Raw genomic sequence first — 25,710 nt, 5'->3', positions numbered from 1 at the left:
ATGCGTTGCTTGTCTAGGTCACACATTGACCTAAGGCTCGTCAAGGTTGTCATCCGGCCGGTTCAGCACGGGAGTGCTAGACATTAGCGCCTGGACGTCAACCTGCTCTTGAAGTCAGCTCTCGAAATAGGGCCAGCCCTACGCTCTATTTCCTATCAAAGGCTTTCATGAAAAGAGGTTAGCCAATGAAAAGACAAAAACGTGATCGCTTCCAGCGGGCTTTTGTCCACGGATATAAAGCAGGTGTCTCGGGCCGCTCCCGTGACGATTGTCCAAGTCAGGATGTCAATTTACGCGAATACTGGATGAGCGGTTGGCGTGAAGGTCGCGGAGACCAGTGGGATGGCATGACCGGCATTTCCGGCATTCACAAAAACCCCATGGTCATGACCTAGCAAGTTACCATTTCCTTAATATTCTACGTATTCTGGAACAGGGAGCCCGCCACCGAGCGGGCTTTTTAATACGCCTTTTTCATGGCGTCTTCAACGCCCTAGCGCACTCGTTCACCAGTTTCGGCCCCTGGTAGATAAGCCCGGAATAGAGCTGAACCAGATCTGCCCCGGCGGCAATCTTCGCCTTCGCCGCCTCGGCGCTATCGATGCCCCCTACTCCAATGATGGGCAGCGCTGGCAGATGCTGGCGCAACAGGCGGATCACCACGTTGGAAGGCTCGAACACCGGCTTGCCGGAAAGCCCGCCGGCCTCGTCGGCCTGGGGGTCGCCCTGCACCGCCTCGCGGGAAACCGTGGTGTTGGTGGCAATCACGCCGTCCAAGGTGTTTCTGGCGATGCTTGCCGCCACCAGCGCCACTTCATCTTCATTCATGTCCGGGGCGATCTTGATCAGCAGCGGCACGCGGCGTCCGCTCTCGGCATCCAGCTCCCGGCTACGCTCGCGGATGGGGCCCAGCAGTGCATCCAGCTGCTCGCCAAACTGTAGCGTGCGAAGCCCAGGCGTATTGGGCGATGAGATATTGACGGTGATGTAATCCGCGACCGAATGTACGGCATCAAGGCAGGCTAGATAGTCATCCAGGGCGTTTTCCACCGCGGTGGTCAAATTCTTGCCGATATTGATACCTACCAGGCCTTGGTAGTGGCGCTTGCGTACGCGCGCCACCAGATGCTCGACCCCCTTATTGTTGAACCCGAAGCGGTTGATGATCGCCTCATGGCCGGCCAGGCGAAACAGGCGCGGCTTGGGGTTACCCGGCTGCGCCTTGGGGGTCACCGTGCCGACTTCCACGAACCCGAAGCCCAGCGCCCCCAGGGCATCCAGATGGTCGGCATTCTTGTCAAGCCCCGCCGCCAGGCCCACCCGGTTGGCAAAGTGCAGCCCCATCAGTTCGACCGGGTCGTCTACCGACTCGCCTACCAGCGCCTTCACACCGCCTGCGCGATGCAGCGCTTCCAGGCTTGCCAGCGCCATGCCATGCGAGGTTTCGGGGTCGATACGAAAGAGCAGCGAGCGGGCAAGTGAGTACATCAGCAAGGTGTCTCCTGAAGGTGGGCAGGACTGAGCGGCGCAGAGTATAGCGCAAACACCTCCTTCAGCGCATTGCGCCCGCCGGCCATCCGGTGTGCCAGGCATAAAAAAACCGCGCCTGGATGGCTCCAGGCGCGGTGCTATCAAGTGCTGGGCCAGGCCCGAGGTCAGGTTTCGCTGTCGCTCTCGGCCAGATCGACCAGCTCGCGTACGGCAACGGCGAACAGCGCAAACCCGCCTTCACTGCCACCGCGCACCTCGTCGATCAGGCGGCACCAGCGCTGGTGCAGGTGAGCGTGCTGCTCCAGCCACTGATCCACCAGCTCCTGGGTATCGCGGCTGCCGGCCTCAACTTTCAGCACGCTGGTGGTCAGCGCCAGTTGCTGGCGGTCGATATCATCGCGGAAGGCTTCCCGCGCCTGCACCTGCCAGGCATCGCGCACTTCGAGCTGGGTGACCTGCTGAATCATCCAGGGAAGCTCCAGGCGGCTGCCGATTTCGTAGTACACGTCGGCGACCCGCTGGGGCTTCTCGTTGGTGACCCGCGCGGTCTGGATAACGCCAAGCCCTGCATAGAGGCTGGGCGCGGCCGCCACCGCCGAGGCCAGGGCATCGGGTACGCCGGCGGCCTGAAGCTCGTCGCGACGCTGGCGCCAGGCCTCGAGCTCTTCGCCGCTCAACAGCTCACCAATCTCTTCTTGCAGTTGCGCCAGGCGCGGCGCGAAGTACTCGATGGTATCCTGAGTAGAGAGATTGAGGTGCTGGCGCAGGAACCAGCGTGTGGCCCGGCGAATCAGGCGCATCAGGTCCAGCATCATGGTGTGCTGCACGTCGCTTGCCACCTGATTGTCCAGCGCCTCGATCTGTGCCCAGAGCGTGGGCAGATCGAAGCTGTCGCGGGCAATCACGTAGTTGCGCGCAATGTCGGCCCGCCCCACCCCGGTGGAGTCCATCAGCCGGCGCACGAACACGATGCCCATGTGATCGACCAGATCGTTGGCCACCTGGGTGGCCACGATTTCACGCTTCAAGCGGTGCTCGTACATCTCGGCCTGGTAGCGTTCGGTCAGCACCGACGGGAACAGCCGCTCGAGATGACGGTGAACGTAGGTATCATCGGGCACGTCAGAATTGATCAAATCGCCCTTCAGCGTGCTCTTGGCATAAGAGATCAGCACCGAAAGTTCCGGCAGGCGCATGCCCTGCTGGTTGCTCGCCCGCTCCTTCAACGCTTCATCGGAAGGCAGGAATTCGAGCTCACGATCAATCTGACCGGCAGACTCCAGCTCGCTGATAAAGCGACGGAAAGGGCCGATGCCCTGATGGGAAAGCGTTTCCGAGAGATCCAGCGCCTGGGCCTGCCGGTAGTTGTCCAGAATGACCAGATCAGCGACTTCATCGGTCATTTCCGCCAGCAGGTCGTTGCGCTGCTTTTCGGTCATGTCGCCACGCTTGACCACGTCATCGATCAATATCTTGATATTGACCTCGTGGTCGGAGCAGTTCACGCCCCCGGCGTTATCGATGAAATCGGTGTACACCCGCACACCCTTGGCAGCAGCTTCCATTCGCCCACGCTGGGTCAGGCCGAGGTTGCCGCCCTCGCCCACCACGCGGCAGTTGAGGTCGGCGCCGTTGATGCGCAGGGCGTCATTGGCCTTGTCGCCTACATCGGCATCGGTTTCTTCGGTGCTCTTCACGTAGGTGCCGATGCCGCCGTTCCAGATCAGATCCACCCTGGATTGGAGCATGGCGCGAATCAGTTCATTGGGCGAAAGTCGCTCCTCGGCGATGCCAAACACCTGCTGCATCTCCGGTGTGATCGTGATCGACTTGGCGCTACGGCTGAAGATACCGCCGCCCTGGGAGATCAGCTCGCGGCTGTAGTCTTCCCAGCTCGAGCGCGGCAGATCGAACAGGCGCTTGCGCTCGGCAAAGGCCGCCTCGGCATCGGGGTTCGGGTCGACAAAAATGTGCAGGTGGTTGAACGCGCCGACCAACTGGATCTTGTCGGAGAGCAGCATGCCGTTGCCAAATACGTCGCCGGCCATGTCGCCAATGCCCACCACGCTGAACAGATCTTCCTGGGTATCCACGCCCAGGTTCTTGAAGTGGCGCTTGACCGACTGCCAGGCGCCTCGGGCGGTGATGCCCATCTTCTTGTGGTCGTAGCCGTTGGCCCCGCCGGAGGCAAACGCATCGCCCAGCCAATGGCCGTACTCGATGGAGATCTCGTTGGCGATATCCGAGAAGGTGGCCGTGCCCTTGTCGGCGGCGACGACCAGATAGGCGTCGTCCTCATCGTGGCGTACCACGTTTTCCGGCGGCACGATGCGGCTGCCATCCAGATTATCGGTGACGTCCAGAAGCGCACGAATAAAGATCTGATAGCAGGCAATGCCTTCTTTCTGCTGCGTTTCGCGGTCGGCGTTTTCCGGCATGCGCTTGCAGACGAAACCGCCCTTGGCGCCTACCGGTACGATGACCGCATTCTTGACTTGCTGCGCCTTGACCAGCCCCAGCACTTCGGTGCGGAAATCCTCGTGACGGTCAGACCAGCGCAAACCACCGCGCGCGACCTTGCCACCACGCAGGTGAACGCCTTCCACCCTGGGCGAGCAGACGAAAATCTCGAACATGGGCCGCGGCTTGGGCATGCCGGTGACCTTGGAGGGCTCGAGCTTGAAGGCGATGTAATCCTTGAAGCGGCCGCCGTCAGCGCGCTGGTAGTAGTTGGTACGCAGCGTGGCCTGGATCAGTTCCACGAAGCGGCGCAGCAGCTGGTCGTCGTTCAGGCTGGCAACGCCCTCCAGGTGCTCGTTGATCCGCGCCACGCATTCGTCGGTGTCATGGGTCTCGAGCGCCGGGTCAAAGCGCAGGCGGAACATCTCCACCAGCTCTTGGGTGATGGCCGGGTAGTTGGCCAGCGTCGCGGCAATGTAGTCCTGAGACATGCCAAAGCGGATCTGCTTCAGGTAGCGGGCGTAGCCGCGCAGCATGGCCACTTCGCGCCAGTCGAGCCCGGCGGCAATGATCAGCCGGTTGAAGGCGTCATTGTCCGCCTCGCCCGCCCAGATCCGCTTGAAGGCTTCACCGAAGGTGTCGCGCATCTCGCCCAAGCTGACATCCTTGTTGCCATGCTCAAGCTCGAAGTCATGAATCCAGTAGCGCTGATGGTGGGCGTTGATCTCGTAGGGGTGCTCGCCGATGACCCGCAGCCCCAGGTTTTCCATCATGGGCAGCACATCGGAAAGCGGAATCTGTGCGGCGCGATGATAAAGCTTGAGGTTGACGCCACTGCCCTGCTCTTCGAGCGGCCGGTAGAGCGACAGCGACAGGTCGTCGCCTTCGTCCAGGGCCAGCAGATGCTGCACGTCGAACACCGCAGTACGCGCGGTGAACTCTTCGCGGTAGCTGGCGGAGAAGGCGTCCTGGAACTGCTCCATCTTGTGGTTGGCGCGCTCTTCGCCAAAGCCTTCGATCATCGCGGCCATCAGCTCGTCACGCCAGCTGCGCGCCAGACGCGCCACCTTGCTTTCCAGACGCTTGAGATCGAACTGGCTGGGCGCATCGCCGTTGAAGCGCAGAATCAGCTGGATACGCGCAAGCACCGACTCGGAGAGATAGGTGTTGAAGTCACCGAAGTGGGCATCCAGCTCTTCGCACAGCAGATTCTGAATGCGCTGGCGCAGGTCGGTCGAGAACACGTCGCGCGGCACGAACACCAGGCACGAGTAGAACTTGCCGCTGACATCGGCACGAATGAACAGGCGCACCTGACGGCGTTCGCGAATGTCGAGAATACCCAGCGCCGTGTGAGCCAGTGAATCGGTGCTGATCTGAAACAGGTCATCGCGCGGATAGACTTCCAGCACCTGCAGCAGTTGCTTGCCATTGTGGCCCTGGGGGTTGAACCCGGCGATATCCATGATTGCCTTGAGCTTGCGCCGCAGCATCGGGATATTGCGCGGCGACTCGTTGTACACCGTGGAGGTGAACAGGCCGAAGAAGCGGCGCTCGCCGATCACGTTGCCGTCGTCGTCGTAGCGGTCAACGGTAATGTAGTCCGGGTAGGTCGGGCGGTGCACGCGCGAGTGGTGGGCGCTCTTGGCAAACGAGAGCAGCTGGGGCACCAGCTCGTAGTCGCCGTGCTCGTTGATGCCCTCCTCGGTGCGGATGCGCTCGTCGTAGCGCGGGTCGTCAAGGCGGAATACGCCCAGCAGGCTGTTGGGGTCGCGCTGCAGCTCGTTGCCTTCCAGCAGGTACTCGTCATAGCCCAGGAAGGTGAAATTGTCCTTGACCAGCCACTCGAGAAACGCGATCGCCTCTTCGTGGTCATCCGGGTCGATCTGCGGCGGGCAGTTCTTTTCGAGTTCCTGGATGGCCGAGGTGATCTGCCCGCAGATGGCATCGTAATCGTCCACCGCAGTGCGCACATCGCGCAGCACCTGATGCAGCTTCTTCTCGATATTGGCAAGCGCTTCCGGGTCGGTATGCCGGTCGACCTCGATCACGATCAGCGACTCGCGTGCGTCCGGCGCATCGGCGTCGCGCGGCGAGGCCAGCACCTTCAGCTGGTGCTGCTCGTTACGCTCGACGGCAAATACCGAGTTCTGGATCGCGTGGACGGTCAGGCCACGGCGGTTGAGTTCGATGCGCACCGAGTCGACCAGAAACGGCATGTCTTCGTGCAGCACGGCGACGAACGTGTGGGTGGACTGCCAGCCGTGCTCCTCGAAATCCGGGTTGAAGACGCGCACCTTCGGGCGCTGGGCATCGTGGTGCTGCAGGAACTGCCAGATGGACAAGGTCGCCCCGTAGAGATCGTCCAGACGGCGATCGACCAGATCCTCTACCGGGACAGTGGCGTAGAAGCGTCGTGCAAACGCCTCGATGGCCGTTGCCCGGTCTGGCTCCAGCCGCGCTTCCAAGCGCTCGAACAGCTGCTTCAAAAGGTCTTGCCGACTCTCTTCACTCGCAACGTAATGCATCCATCACCTCGACTGCCGGGGCCAACACCTGGCCAAAAATACGTGGGACAATAGGCCTTTAGGCCACCATGACGACCAGCTTACGCTACCCGTGGCCGTCACTCTATTCATCTGGCATGTTGCTCATGGAGTATGCCACTTTCGCATTATGCGCCCTCTTGACCAATTCAGCGCCGCGTGAGCCATACGCCACATTCACAATGGTTGGTGAACGGGAACTGGTCAAATAGCGCAAAGCGCTCGATCTGGTGCGTCTTGCCAAGCACCTTCAGGTTGTCGGCAAGCGTTGCCGGGTTGCATGAAATATAGACGATCTGGTCATATTCGCTGATCTGACGGCAGCTCTGCTCGTCGAGCCCAGCGCGCGGCGGGTCCACCAGCACGGTGGAGAAGCGATAATCCTCCAGCGCCATTTCCGCCACGCGCCGCCCGCTCTTCTCGCCCTTGAGCGCCAGGGCAAACTCCTCGGCAGACATCCGCGCAACGTGGGCGTTGGTCACCTTGTTGGCTTCCAGGTTCACATTGGCACTGGCCACCGAGGTGCGCGATATTTCCGTTGCCAGCACGCGGCGAAAGTTGTCCGCCAGGGCAATGGTGAAGTTGCCGTTGCCGCAGTAGAGCTCGACCAGATCTTCGTTCTGGCGGTTTGCCGTGACTTCCCGCGCCCAGGCGAGCATCTTCTGACAGATGTGTGCGTTGGGCTGGGTGAAGCTGTTTTCCACCTGCTGGTAATGAAGCGTACGGCCATCCACCGTGAGCTGCTCCCATACGTGGTCACGGGTCAGCACCAGGCGCTGCTTGCGCGAGCGGCCAATGATCATGATGCCAAGCTCCGCTTCCAGCGCGCGGGCTTCCTGCTCCCACGCGTCTCCCAGCGGGCGGTGGTAGATCAATGTGACCAGGGCCTCGCCGGAGAGCGTGGTCAGGAACTCGACCTGAAACAGCCGGCGGCGCAGCTCATCGCTTGCCAGAAAGGCCTCGCGCAGGCGCGGCATCAGCGCATTGATCGACTCGCTGGCCACGGCGAACTGGTCCAGGCGCACGACCCGCTTCTCCTTGGGATTGGCCGGGTCGACCTCGAACATGGCGTAAAAAAGGTCGTCGCCTTCATGCCAGATACGAAACTCGCAGCGCTGGCGATAGTGGCTCGCCGGGGACTCGAACACTTCAAGCGCAGGCGGGTTGAACGGCGCAAAGGTGCTTTCCAGATAGGCACGCTTCTCGGCCAGCTGCTCGGCATAGCGCTCGGGTTGTATATCGGGGATAGCCACGTCGGCTCCTATTCAATATCGGTATCAGAGATGAAATGGGTGACGCCAGGCCGACGCCTAGCGACTGCGAAGTATGAACGCCGGCGTGTGGAAACCGTAACGGGCAAACCCTGCATGAAGCGCGTCGGCCTCGGCGGTAGTGAAAAAACGCCCGTCCGAGCCGCTTGTGAGCGCCGGGGCAACCTGCCCGACGCGTCGGGCAATGGCGTCGCCGGAATCTACCCAGTTGATGGGTACGGGGGCGTGGGCTTCAAGCCAGGGTTTCAACAGCGGAAAATGCGTGCAGCCGAGCACGACGGTATCGACCAACGGCGCGCCGCCGGGTAGTTCCCAAAGGGGTGCAAGGGCGTCGCGAATGCGTGAGCTGTCCGGCGCCTTGCCGCCCAGCAGTGCTTCAGCTTCCAGCACCAGGGCATCGGCGGCCACGCGAGTGATACGACAATCGCCTGCGAAGTTCTCGATCAGCGTCTGCGTATAGGGCCGACCTACCGTGGCACGCGTGGCCAGCAGGCCGATATGGCGCGTCTGGCTGATGGCAGCGGCGGGCTTGATGGCTGGCACCGTGCCCACCACGGGAATGCTCAGCGCATCGCGCAGGCTGTCGAGCGCCAGCGTGCTGGCGGTATTGCAGGCTACCACCAGCACGCTTGGCTCACAGGCGGCAACGGCAGCCTGGCACACCGTTACGATACGCGCAGAAAGCGTCACATCGTCGCGCAGACCGTAAGGCATCCATGCGTTGTCGCAGGCGTAGCACATGGCGGTATCAGGGTAGTGGCGGCGCAGCGAGCAGGCCACGGAGAGCCCGCCCACGCCGGAATCGAAAATCAGCACGGGGCCTGCCATCAACGCCCCTTCGCCTTATGCTTGGTCAAGTGCACCTGCGCCTCCTTCAGGCATTACACAGCGGAGCGCCAGTTTAACACGCCCCGCTCAACGCTGAAGGAAGCGGCAGGGTTAAACTGCGGGCACTTCCGCCCCGCGCAGTTCGGCGTAGAGTTCGGGATAGGCAAGTTGCAGGCGCTCGAGCTCCTGTTCGGCACCTTCGGGCAGCGCCTGCAGAAGCTCCTGCATGTCCTGCTGGCTGAAGTGCTCATCGATCAGCGGGAAGAGGCCTTCGCGCTCCTGGCGAAGATACGCCCGGTGCGCTTCGAGATAATCCTTTAGATCCTCGGCAAAGCGGTCCATCGGCAATACGTTATCCATCAAGATGGTATCGATGTTATCAGACAGTAGTTGCAGCCTTGGTTTAAGCTCCAGGTAGTCGTTGGCCATCTTTTCCATCAAGGGCAGATGTTCAGAGGCACGGCTTTCCAGACGCTCGACACAGATACGCTCCAACGGCGCGGCAAAGCCTTCCATGTAGGCCAGGATGTAATCCACCACTTCACGCATCAGTTGAAAATTGGGCCGTTCACCCTGGGCGAGGGTTTTCTGTTTCAGCTGCAGTACATGGAGCATTCGCGCCATGTTGGCATGATCTAGACGCAGTTGGTTCAACATCGTGCCGTCTCCTTTATGGTTCATGCTGGCCGCTTTGCCCGTGGGCAAGGTGGGGCACTCGGTCTTGTAGGGTAGCGCTACACAAATGCCGAATGTAAAACGCTGGCGCCATGGTGCAGCTTACGACACGGCAATGCTGCGTAGCCACTATCGCTGTCTAGCGGATTGCTGCGACTAAAGGTTTTTCAAGGACTCGTTTTTCAAGGGCTATGCAAAAGGTAGCCTGACAATCCGCTGTTTACCATACACACTTGTGGTTACTTTGTTGCTCAACGTCTCGATTTACAACGGAAGTTTACATGGACCTTTTCGACTCTCAGCGGACACCCGGTGACGACGCTCCCCTGGCGTACCGGATGCGTCCGCAAACCCTCGATGACTACATTGGCCAGGAAGCGCTGATGGGGCCGGGCAAACCCTTGCGGCGCATGGCGGAGGCGGGGCAAATCCGCTCGATGCTGCTGTGGGGACCGCCCGGGGTGGGCAAGACGACGCTTGCCGAGCTGCTGGCCCAGGCCTCCCGCGCGCATCTTGAACACTTGAGCGCCGTCATGGCGGGGGTCAAGGAGATACGCGCGGTGGTCGAGCGCGCCCAGCAGCACACCTCGCCGGTGATTCTGTTTCTTGACGAGATTCACCGCCTGAACAAGAGCCAGCAGGATGCCCTGCTGCCCCACGTCGAATCCGGCCTGCTGACCCTGATTGGTGCCACCACGGAGAACCCCTCCTTCGAGGTCAACTCCGCCTTGCTGTCACGGGCGCGGGTGTATGTACTGAAGGCGCTTTCAGAAGACGAACTGATCACCGTCATGCGCCAAGCGCTGAATGATGCCCAGAAGGGCCTTGGCAAGCGCAATATTCAAGTGGAAGACGAGGTACTCACGGCCCTTGCCCATGCAAGCGCCGGCGATGCGCGGCGAGCGCTGGGCTTGCTGGAAACCGCGTGTGATTTTACCAAAACCGAGAACGGCCGTGAGGTGCTGCACGCTGGCATTCTGAGTGATGTCATCGGCCACCAGGCCAGTGCGTTCGACAAGCAGGGCGATGCTTACTACGACCTGCTGTCGGCCATCCACAAGTCCATCCGCTCTTCACGCCCGGATGCAGCGCTCCTCTACATGGCGCGCTTCATGCAGGGTGGTGGCGACCCGCTGGACGTGGTGCGCCGCTTGACCGCGATTGCCTCGGAAGATGTCGGCAATGCCGACCCGCGTGCCCTGCCCCTGGTGATTGCCGCCTGGGATGCTTACCTGCGCCTGGGCGACTATGAAGGCCAGCGAGCGATTGCCCATGCGGCCATTCATCTGGCCGTGGCGCCCAAGAGCAACCGGATAGAGCGCGCCTGGAGTGCCGCCAAGCAGTACGTCCGTGAGCAACCCCAGGTAGAGGTGCCCACTTACCTGCGCAACGCCCCCACCAAACTGATGGAGCAGCTGGGCCACGGCGAGGGCTACCGCTACGCCCACAAGGAGCCAGACGGCTATCCCGCTGGCAGCGCTCACGATTGCTGGCCGCAAGAGCTGCCCAAGGCACGCTTTTTCGAGCCCAGCCAGATAGGTCAGGAGAAACGCTTTGCGGAAATAATGGCGTGGCGGGAAAACCGTGACCAGCAAGCAGATCAGGCGCCCTAGGGCGCCTGATCGTCATGACATCGAGCGGGCTCGACCACTCGGTATCGACGGCTCGCTACTAGAACTCTTCACGGATGACGTCGGCCCCTTCCGGGATATCGAAGTTGAACAGGCTACGGTCGATCGAGCCGTTCTGGGTAATACCACTGAAGGTGATCAGCGTGCGCTGGCCGGTGCTGTCCATCATCCACAGCTGGGTCAGGGTATCGTTGTCGAACACCATGCTCAGCTCTTCGAACAGGGTATCGGCAGAGCTCGGGATCAGGGTAAACACGTCCTCCCCGCTTTCCTGCTCGTACACCACGTCATAGTTGCTGGTCAGCTCACCGATATTGCCGGACAGCAGCAGCGCAGGCGTATGGGTAACGCGGTCATCCATGGGCTGCACGGTCACCTGCTCGAGGTCCGGGTCATACAGATAGACATCGCTGCCGTCGGACACCACGATCTGGGAGTAAGGCGCCTCGACTTCCCAACGCAGCATACCAGGGCGCGAAAGCCACATTTCGCCAGTGGCGCTTTGCAGACGCTCACCGCTGCCATCGAGAATCTTCTGCTCGAACGACGCCTGGTAGCTCTCCAGCGGCTCGAGGCGCTCGGTCAGGCGCTCGGCGGCATCGTTGGCCAGTGCAGGGGTGGCAAAGGTCAGGCCAAGCGCCGTTGCCGCCAGGGTCAAGGGTGAAGAAAGCAGAGTTTGCGTATCGCGCATTGTGTTCTCCCTAGGCATAACATTGCCCGAAATAATAACTGAGGATCGTCAACGACATCCGTGTGGTCCTTCAGACGCGAAACGCGCCGCGGGGTTTCACCCGCGGCGCGACTTTCACGCTTGTTGCAAGATTGAGCGGGCGAGCTCAGTTGCCCACCGGTGGCGGCGCCAGTACTTCACGCGCACCGTTGGTGCCCATCGATGACACCACGCCGGCCATTTCCATGGCGTCCACCAGGCGTGCCGCCCGGTTATAGCCGATCTTGAAGCGCCGCTGGACCGCTGAAATGGATGCCTTGCGGCTCTCGGTCACGAACTGAACGGCTTCATCGTAAAGCGCGTCCTGCTCGGCGTCCTCTCCATCGCTGCCTTCGGCTTCAAGGCCCGTCAAGGCGTCGGCGGACACTCCGCCGGAGAGAATCTCGTCGATGTACTCGGGCTCGCCACGGCGCTTCCAGTCATCTACCACGCGGTGCACTTCATCATCATCGACAAAGGCACCATGTACCCGGTTGGGCGGGCCGGAGCCTGCCGGCAGGTAGAGCATGTCGCCGTGACCCAGCAGGCTTTCCGCTCCACCCTGGTCGAGAATGGTGCGCGAATCGATGCGTGATGACACCTGAAACGCCATGCGAGACGGGATGTTGGCCTTGATCAGCCCCGTCACCACGTCCACCGAAGGACGCTGAGTCGCCAGAATCAAGTGGATGCCCGCCGCGCGCGCCTTCTGCGCCAGGCGGGCAATCAGCTCTTCCACCTTCTTGCCGACGATCATGAACATGTCGGCAAACTCGTCGATCACCACCACGATATAGGGCAGCTTTTCGAGTATCGGCGGCGTCTGGTGCATTTCCCAGGGCTGCGGCTCCCACAGCGGGTCCGCTACCTGGGCGCCGGCGCGCTCGGCTTCGTCCAGTCGGCCGTTGAAGCCGGCAATGTTACGCACGCCCATGGCGGCCATCAGCTTGTAGCGGCGCTCCATTTCGGCCACGCACCAGCGCAGGCTGTTGGCGGCTTCCTTCATGTCGGTGACGACCGGCGCGAGAAGATGTGGAATACCGTCGTAGACCGAAAGCTCCAGCATCTTGGGGTCGACCATGATCAGCTTGAGCTCATCGGGCTTGGCCTTGAGCAGCATCGAGATCAGCATGGCATTGACCCCCACCGACTTGCCAGAGCCCGTGGTACCCGCCACCAGTAGATGGGGCATCTTGCCGAGATTGGCAATCACCGGCCCACCGCCGATGTCCTGGCCAAGCGCCATGGTCAGCGGCGAGGTCTCCTGCTGGTAGCGCTCGGAGTCGATGACTTCACGCAGGCGGATCATCGCCCGGTGCGGGTTGGGAATCTCGATGCCTACGGTCGGGCGCCCCGGAATGACCTCGACCACGCGTACGCTCTTCACCATCAGCGAACGAGCCAGGTCTTTTGCCAGGTTGCTGATCTTGGACGCCTTGACGCCGGCGGCGGGCTTGATTTCAAAGCGTGTGATGACCGGCCCTGGCCAGGTATCCACCACCTCGGCCTTGACGCCATATTCACGTAGCCGCACTTCGAGAAGCTCGGCCATGTCGGCAAGCTGCTCGTCGGTGTAGTTGGGCTGGTGCGGCTCGGCAGGCGTCAGCAGTTGCAGGCTCGGCACCTCGCCCTCGGGCTCCGGCAGGGTCTCGAATACCGGACGCTGGTTCTGCAGATGCTCCACGGTCCAGAGCGTGGGGCCGCTGTCCGCTTCTACATCGCCCTCGTCCGTCGAGACGGTGGGCTCATGCCGCGTCCCACTTGCCTGCACCGGCTGTGGTTGGGACGGTGGCTGGGCTTGTGAAGGTGCCTGGGCCTGTGAAGATGGCTCGGGCCGGGGCTGGCTCTGAAGCTGGCTCGATGGCGGGGTCGCAGGCACAGGCGTTGGCGCCAGCATGGGCACGTCATCGTCGTCTTCCCATACCGGCTCGGGAACCACTTCCGGCACGCGCTCGGGCGTGGGTTCCCGGCGCGGCTCGGCGTCGAGCCGGGGCTCACGCGGGGCATCGGCTTCAGGGGTAAACGTACTGCCTAGCGTAGGCTCCGGGCGGCGCGGCCGGTACTGCTCGACCGCCTCGACCACCGGTTCTTCAGCGCGCCAGGCGCTTTGCTCGTCGCTGATTTCAGGCTCGTCGTGCCATTGGTCAGCGTCACTCGCCTCTTCCTCCTCATGTGCCTGGGGCCCATCCTGCTCTTCATCGACCTCATCGCGGGCAAAGAAGTGCGACGCCATGGGGTAGGCCGCATCCTCTTCTCGGGAGGCACGCAGGCTGATCGGTGCCTCATCCTGCTCGGTTTCATCGGCCTGTGGCGCTTGCCAGGGCGGCGCTTCGGCGGGTGGAACGGCGGCAACCTCGACAGGCGCTTCTTTCACCGGTGGCGGAGTTGGCACCTCAGGTGCAGACTCGGCGTCTTCGCCAGGCAGGGAGGCTGCGTCGGGCTCGGCCGGGCGCGGCGAGAAAGCGTCTGCACGTGGCGTTGCATCTGATGCAGGAGGCGGTTCGGGCGCCGTTGGCACCAAGGGCTCGGGCTGGACGCGTGCAGCCAAAGCTTCATCGTTGGCAGAAGCGCTGGCCTCGGGCACACGTTGCGGCTGCGGATCCTGCGCCGCGCTGGGTTCCTGCGCCTCCGCATGCGCCTTGTTGGCCAGGCCTGTCCCTTCCCAGGGAATCGACGTGTCGTCAGACTCAGCCGCCGCCGAAAATTCGGGTTCACGGCGTGTTCGGTTCTTGTCACGCTTGGGCTTGGGTGCCCGCGGCGGCTCTTCGGCCTTGGGCGCGGGCTTCAAGGAGGCCCGTAGCGCCGCACGCGCCTGACGCTTTTCACGACTCTTTTCGCGACGCTCCTTGAACCAGCCGCCCACGCGGCACAGGCGCCGACCTACTTCATCGGCTACCTGCAGCCACGACATGCCGCTGAACAGAGGAAACCCGATCAGGATCAGCGCGGCGGCAATCAGCCCCACGCCACCACTGCTTACCAGCGGCTTCAGCGTGGCGACCAGGCCCTCGCCCAGGATACCGCCCGAGGCGTAAGGTAAAATGCTCTCGGGGTGATAAAAGTGCAGCGCGCCGAGCATGGTAGTGCCAAAGATCAACAGCACCAGACCGCCGGCGTGCACGGCAATGGCCACCGGGTCCAGCTCAAAACGTACCTGACGCGAGCGCATCAGCCACCAGGCGGCAAAGCCGAACATCCCCGGCCACCACAGCGCACTTGCCCCCAGCAGCGAATAAAGCACATCCGCAAGCCAGGCACCGACCGGCCCCATCCAGTTGCGAACGTCCGTTTCCGGCCCCTGGTAGGACCAGCCGGGATCTTCCGGGTGGTAGCTGAACAGTGCCAATAATAGAAATACACACAGCGCCAGCAGCACCACGACGACGCCTTCCCGCACCGACCCCTGCAAACGCAGGCCAAACCGGCGAGCTTTATCCTTCGCGGCCTTTACCCGCGCAGAAGAGGCCGAAGATGGTGCTTGACGCGAATTACGCTGCGTTCGCTTGTCTACTGCCTTGTTCACTTTCAAGCGATTCTCCCTTTACACCTCAATGGCGTCTTTAATCCACTTGCGAGTTTGCATCATACCGAGCATCCTTCCGCCGTCACAGAGCTTCTCACCATGTGCTCAGTAACAGGAGCAAATAATGCTACCCTGGCTTTCTTCGCCATATCCCATGTTTCCATCCACCAGTGAAGCGCTGGACTCGCCCAACGGCCTGCTGGCGGCCGGCGGCGAGCTTTCGCCTGCCTGGCTCGTGGAGGCGTACCGGCGCGGCATCTTCCCGTGGTACAGCGATGACGATCCCATTTTGTGGTGGAGCCCCGACCCGCGCATGGTATTACGACCCGAACAGTTCAAGCTGCGCCGTAGCTTAGCAAAACGGCTGCGCAATGGGGGCTTCGGCGTTACCCTGAATCAGCATTTCGAGCGCGTCATCGATGCCTGCGCCGCGCCTCGTGATGAAAACACCGGCACCTGGATTACCGACGAGATGTACAATGCCTACGTAACGCTTCACCGTCTAGGGATTGCGCATAGTATCGAGGTCCATCAGGCGGGCCAACTGGTAGGCGGCCTGTATGGCCTGGCCATGGGACCGGTGTTCTTTGGCGAGTCCATGTTCTCGAGCGTGCCGGATGCCTCCAAGGTAGCACTTGCCCATCTGGCAAGCGCCATGCACGCCGGAGGCGGCAAGCTGATCGACTGTCAGATGCACACGCCACACCTGCAAAGCCTGGGCGCGGCAACAGTCGCCCGCGAGACGTTCCTCAACTATCTTGAACAGTGGCTGCCTGAAAAGGCGTTCACTGCGCCATCGTCGCGTGAAGTGCCCTCAGTGCCCGCATCTGCCTGGTTGAGTGCCATACCCAGCCAGGGTAATCCGGGAAGTTGGCAGCTTCCGGTCAATTGATCAAGGAGGCAAGCTGTGAGTAGCAATGCTCCGCGTCGCCCAGTGCGGGATCTGCGCTTTTTTTTGACCGTGCCGCATACCTGCAGCTACCTGCCTGATAAAGAGGCGACCACGCTGTTTCTGGACCCGCAGGAATCCCCGGTGCGCGGCGTGTACGACTCTCTCTCGCTGCTGGGCTTTCGACGAAGCGGGCGCCACCTCTACCGGCCGCACTGCGAAAACTGCAACGCCTGCCGCTCCGTACGCATCCCGGTCGAGGCGTTTTCGCCCAACCGCGCCCAGCGCAAGGTCTGGCGACGCAACCAGGATATTACTACCCGAGTAGTGCCCGCCCGTTACGAGGCGCGCCACTACGAGCTCTACGCCGACTATATTCGAAAGCGTCACGCTGATGGCGACATGTACCCGCCCAGCCGTGACCAGTACCGCACCTTTCTGACACTATCCGAACCCTACGCCTTTTTACTGGAGATGTATCTGGGCGAGGAGCTGTTGGCCGTGTGCGCGTTTGATCAGCTGGAGCACGGTCTCTCGGCGATATATACCTTTTACGCCGTGGGTGATGCTTGGGACAAACGCTCGCTGGGCACGCTCGCCGTTCTCGAGCTGATCGAGCTCAGCCGCGAGAGATCGCTGCCACATTTATATCTGGGGTACTGGATAGAAGAGTGCCGCAAGATGCGTTACAAACAGGATTTTTCCCCCATCGAAATACTCGATGGCCGTCACTGGCGACCCTTGATTCGTTAAAACGCATAAATTGGGCCAGCTTTTTTGCCTTGACGACGGGCTTACGGCACAATATAGCGCTGTTTCCTATAGGCCAGCGATCTGGCACCTGGATTCTGAATCGGTTTCTGGTTTCAAACTACGTTAAATAAGTGAGGATCTGCCTATATGGCACGCGAAGATCATATTGAAATGGAAGGCGTGATTGTCGATACCCTTCCCAACACCATGTTCCGTGTTGAGCTGGAAAACGGCCACGTCGTTACCGCTCATATCTCGGGCAAGATGCGTAAAAACTACATCCGCATTCTGACCGGCGACAAAGTAAAAGTGGAACTGACGCCTTACGACCTTTCCAAAGGCCGTATCGTCTACCGTTCGCGCTAAGCCTGTCTGACGCCTGCTCAGCCACTGCAGCACGGCGCCACCCCTGTATACGACAACGCCCCGTCGAAGACAGGGCGCTGTAGCGTCACCTCATGGCGTGTTCAGGCGCTACGCATCAAGGCGTTCTTAGCGCCCTTTTCAGGGCGCATCCGCCATTTCGGCTTCGGTCGAGAGATGCAGCTCACCTTCTTCCAGGCTGACATGCACGATTCCGCCATGCTCGGCCAGCTCACCAAACAGGATCATTTCGGCAAGCGGCTTCTTGAGCTTTTCCTGAATCAGGCGCGCCATGGGGCGAGCCCCCATGTCCGGGTCGTAGCCCTTCTCGGCCAGCCAATCCCGCGCCAGATCGTCGACATCCAGCTGTACGCGCTTCTCATCCAGCTGGGCCTGCAGTTCGATCAGGAACTTGTCGACCACGTTGCGTACGATGGACGTCGGCAGTGCATGGAACTGAATGATGCCATCCAGTCGATTACGGAATTCCGGCGAGAACGTACGCCGGATGACTTCCATGGCATCGGTCGAGTGATCCTGGCTCTGAAAGCCGATGGAGCGACGCGAGGCCTGCTCGGCACCAGCATTGGACGTCATGATGACGATCACGTGACGGAAGTCGGCTTCGCGCCCGTTGTTGTCCGTCAGACGGCCATGATCCATGACCTGCAGCAACAGGTTGAAGACTTCCGGGTGCGCTTTTTCGATCTCGTCGAGCAATAGCACACAGTGCGGCTGCTTGGTGATCGCTTCGGTGAGCAGCCCACCCTGGTCATAACCGACATAACCGGGAGGCGCGCCGATCAAGCGCGAAACGGTGTGCCGTTCCATATACTCGGACATGTCGAAACGGACAAGCTCGATGCCCATGATGTGGGCAAGCTGCTTGGCCACTTCGGTTTTGCCCACCCCGGTGGGTCCGGCGAACAGGAAGCTGCCCACGGGCTTGTCCGGCGCCTTGAGCCCGGCGCGCGACAGCTTGATGGCCGCCGACAGCGTGTCGATGGCCTCGTCCTGGCCAAACACCAGCATCTTCAGGTCACGGTCAAGCTTTTCGAGCAACTTGCGATCCGAGCTTGAAACGCTCTTCGGCGGAATACGGGCAATGGAGGCCACGATGGCTTCCACCTGCTCCACGTCGATCGTCGAGGTACGCACCTCGGGCGGCAGCAGACGCTGGTGAGCACCGGCCTCATCGATCACGTCGATTGCCTTGTCCGGCAGGTGGCGATCGTTGATGTAACGATCAGCAAGCCGTGCCGCGCTTTCGAGCGCACCGTCGGTATACTTGAGTTCGTGGTGCTCCTCGAAGCGTGAACGCAAGCCCTTGAGGATCTTGATCGTGTCGTCGACGGAAGGCGCCAGTACGTCGACCTTCTGGAAACGGCGTGCCAGTGCCCGATCCTTTTCGAAGATACCGCGAAATTCCTGGAACGTGGTCGAACCGATACAGCGCAGCTCGCCTGAAGAGAGCAGCGGCTTCAACAGGTTCGAGGCGTCCATCACGCCGCCGGAGGCAGCGCCGGCACCGATCACCGTATGGATCTCGTCGATGAACAGCACCGCATTGGGCTGCTTGCGCAATTCACTCAGCAGGCTTTTCAGGCGTTTCTCGAAATCGCCACGGTACTTGGTACCCGCAAGCAGCGCGCCCATGTCCAGCGAGTAGACCACTGCATCGGCAATGACGTCCGGCACGTCCTCTTCGACGATGCGCTTGGCAAGCCCTTCTGCTACCGCCGTCTTGCCCACCCCGGCCTCGCCCACCAGCAGCGGGTTGTTCTTGCGCCGGCGGGCAAGAATCTGCACCACGCGCTCGAGTTCATGATCGCGCCCGATCAGCGGGTCGATCTTGCCAAGGCGCGCCTGCTCGTTGAGGTTGGTGGCATAGCCGTTGAGCGGATGAGTGCCGCCTTCGGCAGTGCCCTCCTCCACATCCTCACCTTCCTGAGAGGCATTGGGCTGAGCGGAATCATGGCCGGCCACCTTGGAAATACCGTGAGCGATGTAGTTGACCGCGTCGACGCGGGCAACGCTTTGCTGCTTGAGGAAGTAGACCGCCTGGCTTTCCTGTTCAGAAAAGATGGCGACCAGCACGTTGGCGCCGGTTACTTCGCTTTTACCCGACGATTGAACGTGGAATACCGCACGTTGCAGCACACGCTGAAAACCAAGCGTGGGCTGGGTTTCACGATCCCCATGACCTTCGGGGATCAGCGGTGTGGTCGAGTTGATGAAATCCTGCAGGTCGGACCGCAGCTTGTCGAGGTTTGCCCCACACGCCTTCAGCACGTCGACTGCAGAGGCATTGTCCAACAGTGCCAGCAGCAGATGCTCGACGGTCATGAACTCGTGGCGCTTGGAGCGTGCCACGGTGAAAGCCGTGTTCAGGGTCAGTTCAAGTTCTTTGCTCAGCATGGCAGTCCCCTTTTAGCTACCTAGGGCGTATCGCCCCCTAGGACTTGCGTCGGATCAGTGTAATCGACCGGTACTCTCAACATCGGGTACAAATGGCACGGTTGCAAGCCTTCGCCGACAAATTTTTATCAACGCTCCTAGTTGGCAGCCTCGATATCACTCATCAGCGGATGCTCGCATTCACGGGCATACTCATTGACTTGATGGCTTTTCGTTTCGGCAATGTCGCGGGTGAAGATGCCGCAGGTTGCCTTGCCCTGAGTATGCACCGCCAGCATGATCTGCACGGCCTTTTCGCTGTCCAGGTTGAAGAACTCCTGAAGTACCTCGATGACGAAATCCATGGGTGTGTAGTCGTCGTTATGCAACACGACCTTGTAAAGCGGCGGCTGGGCGAGCGCAGGTTCGGCCTGCTGCACGGCAATATCGCCATCGTCCGGCATGTCGGGTCGTGTCGTACTGGCTACCACGCGTAGTGGCTCGTTGATATCAAACGCTATGGACATAGATTGCACTGTTGGTTATCTCAAGGCCCCGGAAACGACCTAGCCTGTATCATTCGACCATTGCAAGGCGCAACGGTAACCAGTCACCTGCTATGACGCTCAAGTTCTACAGGGGTTCACAGAGTCCTTGAAAGAGTCGTTAAAAAAGGATGAAAAATAGCATACCGCAAAAGCCAAAAACCCTCGCCCGCTGAGGGACGAGGGTCATGCTACACTGCCTGGGCGACCCAGGGCGAGGGGGTATCAGCTCTTGGCAACGACGGCCAGCGCGTCGTTGAGCGTCTTGCTGGGGCGCATGGCCTGGCTTGCAAGCTCGCCGCTCGGACGGAAATAGCCCTTGATATCAACGGCCTGACCCTGAACGGCGTTAAGCTCGTTCACGATGGTCTCTTCGTTGTTCTCGAGGGTTTCTGCCAGACGGGCAAACAGCGTCTTGAGTTCTGCATCATCGTTCTGGGCGGCCAGGGCCTGAGCCCAGTACAGCGCCAGATAGAAGTGACTGCCGCGGTTGTCGAGCTCACCGACCTTGCGTGAGGGCGACTTGTTGCTGTCGAGGAATTTGCCGTTGGCTTCGTCCAGCGTCTTGGCAAGCACCGTGGCACGCGCGTTGTCAAAGGTGCTGCCCAGGTGTTCAAGAGAAGCGGCCAGGGCCAGGAACTCGCCCAGCGAATCCCAGCGCAGGTGGTTCTCTTCCAAGAACTGCTGAACGTGCTTGGGGGCACTGCCGCCCGCGCCGGTTTCAAACAGCCCACCGCCATTCATCAGCGGGACGATGGAGAGCATCTTGGCACTGGTACCCAGCTCCATGATCGGGAACAGATCGGTCAGGTAGTCGCGCAGCACGTTGCCGGTCACCGAGATGGTGTCTTCGCCTTTACGAATACGCTCAAGCGATACCGCCATGGCATCGACCGGGGTCAGGATACGGATATCAAGGCCACTGGTGTCATGATCCTTGAGGTAGGTTTCCACCTTCTTGATCAACTGCGCATCGTGGGCGCGGTTGGCATCCAGCCAGAAGATGGCCGGCGTGGCGCTTTCGCGTGCCCGAGTGACGGCAAGTTTCACCCAATCCTGAATCGGCGCATCCTTGGTCTGGCACATACGCCAGATATCGCCTTTCTCCACATCGTGGCTGAACAGGGTCTGGCCGCTTTCGTCGCTGACCACCACGGTACCATCGGCAGGCATCTGGAAGGTCTTGTCGTGCGAGCCGTACTCTTCGGCTTTCTGCGCCATCAGGCCTACGTTCGGCACGCTGCCCATGGTGGTCGGATCAAACGCGCCGTGCTTCTTGCAATCCTCGATCACCGCCTGGTAGATAGTCGCATAGCAGCGATCCGGAATGACGGCCTTGGTATCGTGAAGCTGATCATCGGCGCCCCACATCTTGCCGGAGTCACGAATCATCGCCGGCATGGAAGCGTCGATGATCACGTCAGAAGGCACGTGCAGGTTGGTGATGCCCTTGTGAGAGTTCACCATCGCCATGGGCGGACGCTCTTTATAGAGCGCGTCGATATCGCTCTTGATCGCCTCCTGCTGATCGCTCGACAGCGACTCGATGGCGCTGTACAGATCGCCGATACCGCTATTGGGGTTGAAGCCGGCGGACTTGAGCGCATCGGCGTGCTTTTCAAGCGCGGCCTTGTAGAACTCTTCTACCACGATGCCGAACATGATCGGATCGGACACCTTCATCATGGTGGCTTTCAAATGCAGCGAGAACAGCACGTTGCGCGCCTTGGCATCGCTGATTTCGCTGTCGATGAAGCTGCGCAGGCGACGGCTGCTCATGCAGGCGGCGTCGACCACCTCGCCTTCGAGAACCGCCAGGCCTTCTTTCAGAACGGTCGTCGTGCCGTCTTTTTGCTGGAGTTCGATCTTGAGCTTGCCGGCCTTCTCGATAATGGCGGATTGCTCGCTGCCGTAAAAGTCGCCTTCACTCATGTGCGCCACGTGAGACTGGGAGTCACGGCTCCACTCACCCATGCGGTGCGGGTATTTACGGGCATAGTTCTTGACCGACTTCGGCGCACGACGGTCGGAGTTGCCTTCGCGCAGTACCGGGTTGACCGCACTGCCCTTGGCCTTGTCATAGGCGGCCTTGATGGCCTTTTCCTCATCGCTTGCAGGCTCGTCCGGGTAGTCCGGCAGCGGGTAGCCCTGGCTCTGAAGCTCCTTGATGGTGGCCTTGAGCTGCGGGCCGGAGGCGCTGATGTTGGGCAGCTTGATGATGTTGGCTTCAGGCGTGGTGGCAAGCTTGCCAAGCTCGGCCAGGTCGTCGTTTACACGCTGCTCGTCGCCAAGCAGGTCCGGAAACTGGGCCAGCACGCGGGCGGCCAGGGAAATGTCGCGGGTTTCAACAATGATACCGGCAGAGTCGGTAAAGGCATCGATAATCGGTAACAGGGAATATGTCGCGAGCGCAGGGGCTTCGTCGGTGAGCGTATAAATGATCTTCGGCGTTTGGGACATTTTTGCGTTAACCTCTTTTCTAGTCGCTTTAGTTATAAAATCCTAAGCTACGCGGCTCATTCGACGATAGACCGTGCCGCGAAGCGCGCGGAGCAGCTTGACGGGCTGCTTTACTATCACTTCGGTGGTGTTGACGACGACTCCAGCTCACGCAGGAGTATACCAGCGCTGCACGTTAACCGCATGGAAGATTGTCGACAAATCAGGTGCACGACCCAAGAGACTCTATGAGCAGCCTATATCTACTGCACAAGCCCTATCGCATGCTTTCCCAGTTTACCGATAACGAAGGACGCGCCACGTTGGCCGACGTCATGAATGTACCGGGCGTGTATGCCGCCGGTCGGCTCGATTACGACTCTGAAGGGCTTTTGCTGTTAAGTGATGACGGCGCGCTCATTCATCGTATCGCTCATCCCCGCCACAAGCAGCCCAAGACCTACTGGGTGCAGCTGGAAGGCCAGATCGACGAAAACGCCCTCAAGGCTCTGCGCAGTGGTATCAATCTCAAAGATGGCCCCACCCGGCCTGCCAAGGCGCGGCTCATGGCCGCGCCTGCGCTTGCGCCTCGCGAACCGGCCATCGACCCCAAACGCCATCCCTCTACCTGCTGGCTCGAACTGACCATCAGTGAAGGGCGCAACCGTCAAGTGCGGCGCATGACCGCCCACGTGGGCTTTCCCACACTACGGCTGATTCGTGCCGCCATCGGCCCCTGGCAGTTAGGTGACCTCGCGCCCGGCGAGTGGCGCCGTGAAACCCTGCATGCCCCTCGCCCGGCAAAGCCCGCGAAGCGCTCGGGCAAGCCCGCCGCTTCCCGAGCGCGGAGACACTCTTGAGCACGCGTGGCGGCATCATCCACAGCACCGCCGCCTGCGTCATTCAGCAAGACGACCACTTTTTACTGGTGGAAGAAGCCAAGGGCGGCCCGCAGACCGTATTCAACCAGCCGGCCGGGCATATCGAGCCCGGCGAAGGACCGGTCGCGGCGATACTGCGCGAGGTAGAAGAAGAAACCGCCTGGCGCGTCATGCTGACCGGCTACCTGGGACTGTACGTTTTTCATACCCACGACAAGACCTTTCACAGCCATGGCTTCACGGCCGAGCCCGTGGCCCTGCTTGATACACCGCTTGATCCAGATATCACGGCGACCCACTGGCTGACCCTTGAGGAAATCCGTGCCCTGCACGCCCAGAGCCGGTTGAGAAGCCCCTTGGTGCTCAGACGTATCGAGGACGCTGCCTGCGAACGTGGCTATCCGCTGAGCGTCATCCGCGAGTGAAGCACTCGAAGCCGCAAGCCCCCATCGTGTATAATCACCGCCCAATTGCATACCACTTCAACCGAGGATGCCAATGACATCCACCACTGGCTCGCCCACGACCAGCACACCCGCTACCGGCAAAGTGATTGTCGGCATGTCGGGTGGCGTCGATTCATCCGTTTCCGCCCTGATCCTGCAGCAGCAGGGTTACGAGGTGGAAGGCCTGTTCATGAAGAACTGGGACGAGGACGACGGCACCGAATACTGCACGGCAAAGGAAGACCTTGCCGACGCCGAGGCGGTGTGCGCCAAGCTGGGCATAAAGCTGCATACGGCCAATTTTGCCGCCGAGTACTGGGATAACGTGTTCGAGCATTTTCTCGCCGAGTACAAGGCCGGACGCACCCCCAACCCGGATATCCTGTGCAACCGGGAAATCAAGTTCAAGGTGTTTCTCGAGTACGCCGAAATGCTGGGTGCCGAGAAGATCGCCACCGGCCACTACGTTCGTGAAGGCCGGGTGCGCCAGGGCGATAACGATGCTCGCCCGCGCCTGCTCAAGGGCCTGGATGGCAACAAGGATCAGAGTTACTTCCTGCACGCCGTACCCGAGGCCGCCATCGCCCGGACGCTGTTCCCGGTGGGGGAGCTTGAAAAGCCGGCGGTCCGCGCCCTGGCCGAACAGTTTGATTTGATCACGGCCAGGAAAAAGGACTCCACCGGCATCTGCTTTATCGGTGAGCGCCGTTTCCGCGATTTTCTGCAGCAGTACCTGCCCGCCCAACCCGGCAAGATCGAAACGCCAGAGGGTGATGTCATCGGCGATCACATGGGATTGATGTACTACACCCTGGGCCAGCGCCAGGGTCTGGGCATCGGCGGGCTTGCCAACTACTCGGAAGAGCCCTGGTACGTGGCCGCCAAGGATCTCGAGCGCAACGTGCTGATCGTGGTTCAAGGCAAGGAGCACCCGCTGCTTCTGTCCGACACCCTGGCCACCGAAGCCATGGACTGGGTGGCCGGTGAACCACCCGCTCCCTCAGGCCGGTTTACCGCCAAGACCCGCTACCGCCAGAGCGACTGCCCCTGCGAAATGCGCACCCTGCTCGATGGCGGCGTGGAGGTCACCTTCGATGATCCGCAGTGGGCGGTCACGCCCGGCCAGTCGCTGGTACTTTACGATGGCGACATCTGCCTGGGCGGCGGCGTCATCCGCGCGACCTGGAACGCCGCGGAGGCAGGCGCATGACCACGCCCACGCCGATTCACCGCGCGCCGGACTCGCCGGCTCTGCGCCAGGCCCTGGCGCTGGCGGGCGTATTCCAGGCCGCCAGCCTGGTCGATGAGCTGGCTCGCACCGGCCAGGTGGACACCCGCGCCTGGGAAACGCTGATCAAAGCCACCGTGGATACCAACCCGGCCAGTTTCGAAGCAATCTATGGCGGCCACCCCAACAACCTGCGCCGGGGCCTTGAAACCCTCGAAGCCCTGGTGGGCCGCAGGCAGGCGAATCCGGTGGTACTGCGCTACGGTTTCTCGATTCTGCTGGTCATGAACAAGCTGCGTACCGACGCTGACATGATGGATACGCTGGGCCAGCACCTGAGTCGCATTCAGGGCCAGGCCGAACACTTCGGCACCACCCACGAAAACGTGATTGCAAGCCTGGGCGAGGCGTATCAGGACACCATCTCGACCTTCAAGACACGCATTGTCGTGCAGGGCGACCCCTCCCTGCTGCAGAGTCGCATGATGCCCGAGCGCGTTCGCGCCTGCCTGCTGTCCGGCGTGCGCTTCGGCCTTCTCTGGCATCAACAGGGAGGCCGCCGCTGGAAACTGGTCTTCCAGCGCAAGGCGCTGCGCCGCGCGCTGGACAGCCTGGGGTAACGCGATAGCCTGCCC

General features: G+C 61.1%; 19 protein-coding genes. 9 read left to right on the top strand and 10 right to left on the bottom strand.

The features are described from left to right. Positions 1 to 185 precede the first annotated feature (185 nt). Positions 186 to 395 (top strand): ribosome modulation factor, encoded by a 210-nt coding sequence (gene rmf, locus HW452_RS02245; protein WP_224104474.1) that lies wholly within the window; start codon positions 186 to 188, stop codon positions 393 to 395. A 79-nt stretch (positions 396 to 474) separates the two neighbouring features. Here rmf and HW452_RS02240 read toward each other — a convergent pair whose 3' ends face one another. From HW452_RS02240 to HW452_RS02220, 5 genes are all read right to left on the bottom strand, one after another. Continuing rightward, positions 475 to 1,488, bottom strand: a complete 1,014-nt coding sequence (locus HW452_RS02240) for a quinone-dependent dihydroorotate dehydrogenase (protein ID WP_224104473.1) — start codon at positions 1,486 to 1,488, stop codon at positions 475 to 477. Positions 1,489 to 1,655: 167 nt separating this feature from the next. Beyond that, a complete protein-coding gene (locus HW452_RS02235; protein WP_224104472.1) occupies positions 1,656 to 6,479 on the bottom strand; it encodes an NAD-glutamate dehydrogenase in 4,824 nt (1,607 codons plus the stop codon). Positions 6,480 to 6,646: 167 nt separating this feature from the next. Further along, on the bottom strand, positions 6,647 to 7,750 hold the full coding sequence (trmA, locus tag HW452_RS02230; RefSeq protein ID WP_224104471.1) for a tRNA (uridine(54)-C5)-methyltransferase TrmA: 1,104 nt from the start codon (positions 7,748 to 7,750) through the stop codon (positions 6,647 to 6,649). A gap of 57 nt (positions 7,751 to 7,807) precedes the next feature. Beyond that, on the bottom strand, positions 7,808 to 8,596 hold the full coding sequence (murI, locus tag HW452_RS02225) for a glutamate racemase (RefSeq protein ID WP_224104470.1): 789 nt from the start codon (positions 8,594 to 8,596) through the stop codon (positions 7,808 to 7,810). 111 nt (positions 8,597 to 8,707) lie between these two features. Next, the gene (locus HW452_RS02220) at positions 8,708 to 9,253 is read right to left on the bottom strand and encodes a hemerythrin domain-containing protein (protein WP_224104469.1); all 546 of its coding nucleotides are present in this window, start codon (positions 9,251 to 9,253) and stop codon (positions 8,708 to 8,710) included. A gap of 299 nt (positions 9,254 to 9,552) precedes the next feature. On the opposite strand from HW452_RS02220, the gene HW452_RS02215 reads away from it, so the two are divergent. Further along, positions 9,553 to 10,884, top strand: a complete 1,332-nt coding sequence (locus HW452_RS02215) for a replication-associated recombination protein A (protein WP_224104468.1) — start codon at positions 9,553 to 9,555, stop codon at positions 10,882 to 10,884. A gap of 58 nt (positions 10,885 to 10,942) precedes the next feature. Here HW452_RS02215 and lolA read toward each other — a convergent pair whose 3' ends face one another. Both lolA and HW452_RS02205 read right to left on the bottom strand, forming a co-directional pair. Beyond that, the gene (gene lolA, locus HW452_RS02210) at positions 10,943 to 11,593 is read right to left on the bottom strand and encodes an outer membrane lipoprotein chaperone LolA (protein ID WP_224104467.1); all 651 of its coding nucleotides are present in this window, start codon (positions 11,591 to 11,593) and stop codon (positions 10,943 to 10,945) included. A 145-nt stretch (positions 11,594 to 11,738) separates the two neighbouring features. Continuing rightward, a complete protein-coding gene (locus tag HW452_RS02205; RefSeq protein ID WP_224104466.1) occupies positions 11,739 to 15,140 on the bottom strand; it encodes a DNA translocase FtsK in 3,402 nt (1,133 codons plus the stop codon). A 118-nt stretch (positions 15,141 to 15,258) separates the two neighbouring features. Between HW452_RS02205 and aat the strand changes: the two genes are divergently transcribed. The 3 genes from aat (at position 15,259) to infA (ending at position 17,142) form a co-directional block, all read left to right on the top strand. Beyond that, the gene (gene aat, locus HW452_RS02200) at positions 15,259 to 16,026 is read left to right on the top strand and encodes a leucyl/phenylalanyl-tRNA--protein transferase (RefSeq protein WP_224104465.1); all 768 of its coding nucleotides are present in this window, start codon (positions 15,259 to 15,261) and stop codon (positions 16,024 to 16,026) included. Positions 16,027 to 16,041: 15 nt separating this feature from the next. Continuing rightward, on the top strand, positions 16,042 to 16,776 hold the full coding sequence (locus tag HW452_RS02195; protein WP_224104464.1) for an arginyltransferase: 735 nt from the start codon (positions 16,042 to 16,044) through the stop codon (positions 16,774 to 16,776). A 147-nt stretch (positions 16,777 to 16,923) separates the two neighbouring features. After that, positions 16,924 to 17,142 carry a translation initiation factor IF-1 gene (gene infA, locus HW452_RS02190; protein WP_007111068.1) on the top strand — a complete coding sequence of 73 codons (219 nt, stop codon included), beginning with the start codon at positions 16,924 to 16,926 and terminating at the stop codon, positions 17,140 to 17,142. Between the two features lie 138 nt (positions 17,143 to 17,280). Here infA and clpA read toward each other — a convergent pair whose 3' ends face one another. From clpA to HW452_RS02175, 3 genes are all read right to left on the bottom strand, one after another. Further along, entirely contained in the window at positions 17,281 to 19,557 is a 2,277-nt protein-coding gene (gene clpA, locus HW452_RS02185; protein WP_224104463.1) for an ATP-dependent Clp protease ATP-binding subunit ClpA, read from the bottom strand. 137 nt (positions 19,558 to 19,694) lie between these two features. Beyond that, positions 19,695 to 20,000, bottom strand: coding sequence for an ATP-dependent Clp protease adapter ClpS (gene clpS, locus HW452_RS02180; protein WP_224104574.1), 306 nt, complete (start codon positions 19,998 to 20,000; stop codon positions 19,695 to 19,697). A 306-nt stretch (positions 20,001 to 20,306) separates the two neighbouring features. Beyond that, positions 20,307 to 22,541 (bottom strand): NADP-dependent isocitrate dehydrogenase, encoded by a 2,235-nt coding sequence (locus HW452_RS02175; RefSeq protein WP_224104462.1) that lies wholly within the window; start codon positions 22,539 to 22,541, stop codon positions 20,307 to 20,309. 227 nt (positions 22,542 to 22,768) lie between these two features. On the opposite strand from HW452_RS02175, the gene HW452_RS02170 reads away from it, so the two are divergent. The 4 genes from HW452_RS02170 (at position 22,769) to hflD (ending at position 25,695) form a co-directional block, all read left to right on the top strand. Then, a complete protein-coding gene (locus HW452_RS02170) occupies positions 22,769 to 23,380 on the top strand; it encodes a pseudouridine synthase (protein WP_224104461.1) in 612 nt (203 codons plus the stop codon). Beyond that, positions 23,377 to 23,826, top strand: a complete 450-nt coding sequence (locus HW452_RS02165) for an NUDIX domain-containing protein (protein WP_224104460.1) — start codon at positions 23,377 to 23,379, stop codon at positions 23,824 to 23,826. Before HW452_RS02170 ends, HW452_RS02165 begins: the two co-directional genes overlap by 4 nt. 73 nt (positions 23,827 to 23,899) lie before the next feature. Continuing rightward, complete coding sequence (mnmA, locus tag HW452_RS02160) at positions 23,900 to 25,057, top strand: tRNA 2-thiouridine(34) synthase MnmA (protein ID WP_224104459.1); 1,158 nt, start codon at positions 23,900 to 23,902, stop codon at positions 25,055 to 25,057. Beyond that, positions 25,054 to 25,695 (top strand): high frequency lysogenization protein HflD, encoded by a 642-nt coding sequence (gene hflD, locus HW452_RS02155; RefSeq protein WP_224104458.1) that lies wholly within the window; start codon positions 25,054 to 25,056, stop codon positions 25,693 to 25,695. The genes mnmA and hflD overlap by 4 nt, the downstream gene beginning before the upstream one ends. Positions 25,696 to 25,710 lie beyond the last annotated feature (15 nt).

Source organism: Vreelandella aquamarina, from assembly GCF_020075495.1.
In the GTDB taxonomy this organism is placed as follows: Bacteria; Pseudomonadota; Gammaproteobacteria; order Pseudomonadales; family Halomonadaceae; genus Vreelandella; species Vreelandella aquamarina_A.
The sequence above is the reverse complement of the archived record's forward strand: the minus strand, read 5'-3'. Positions and strand labels throughout refer to the sequence as shown.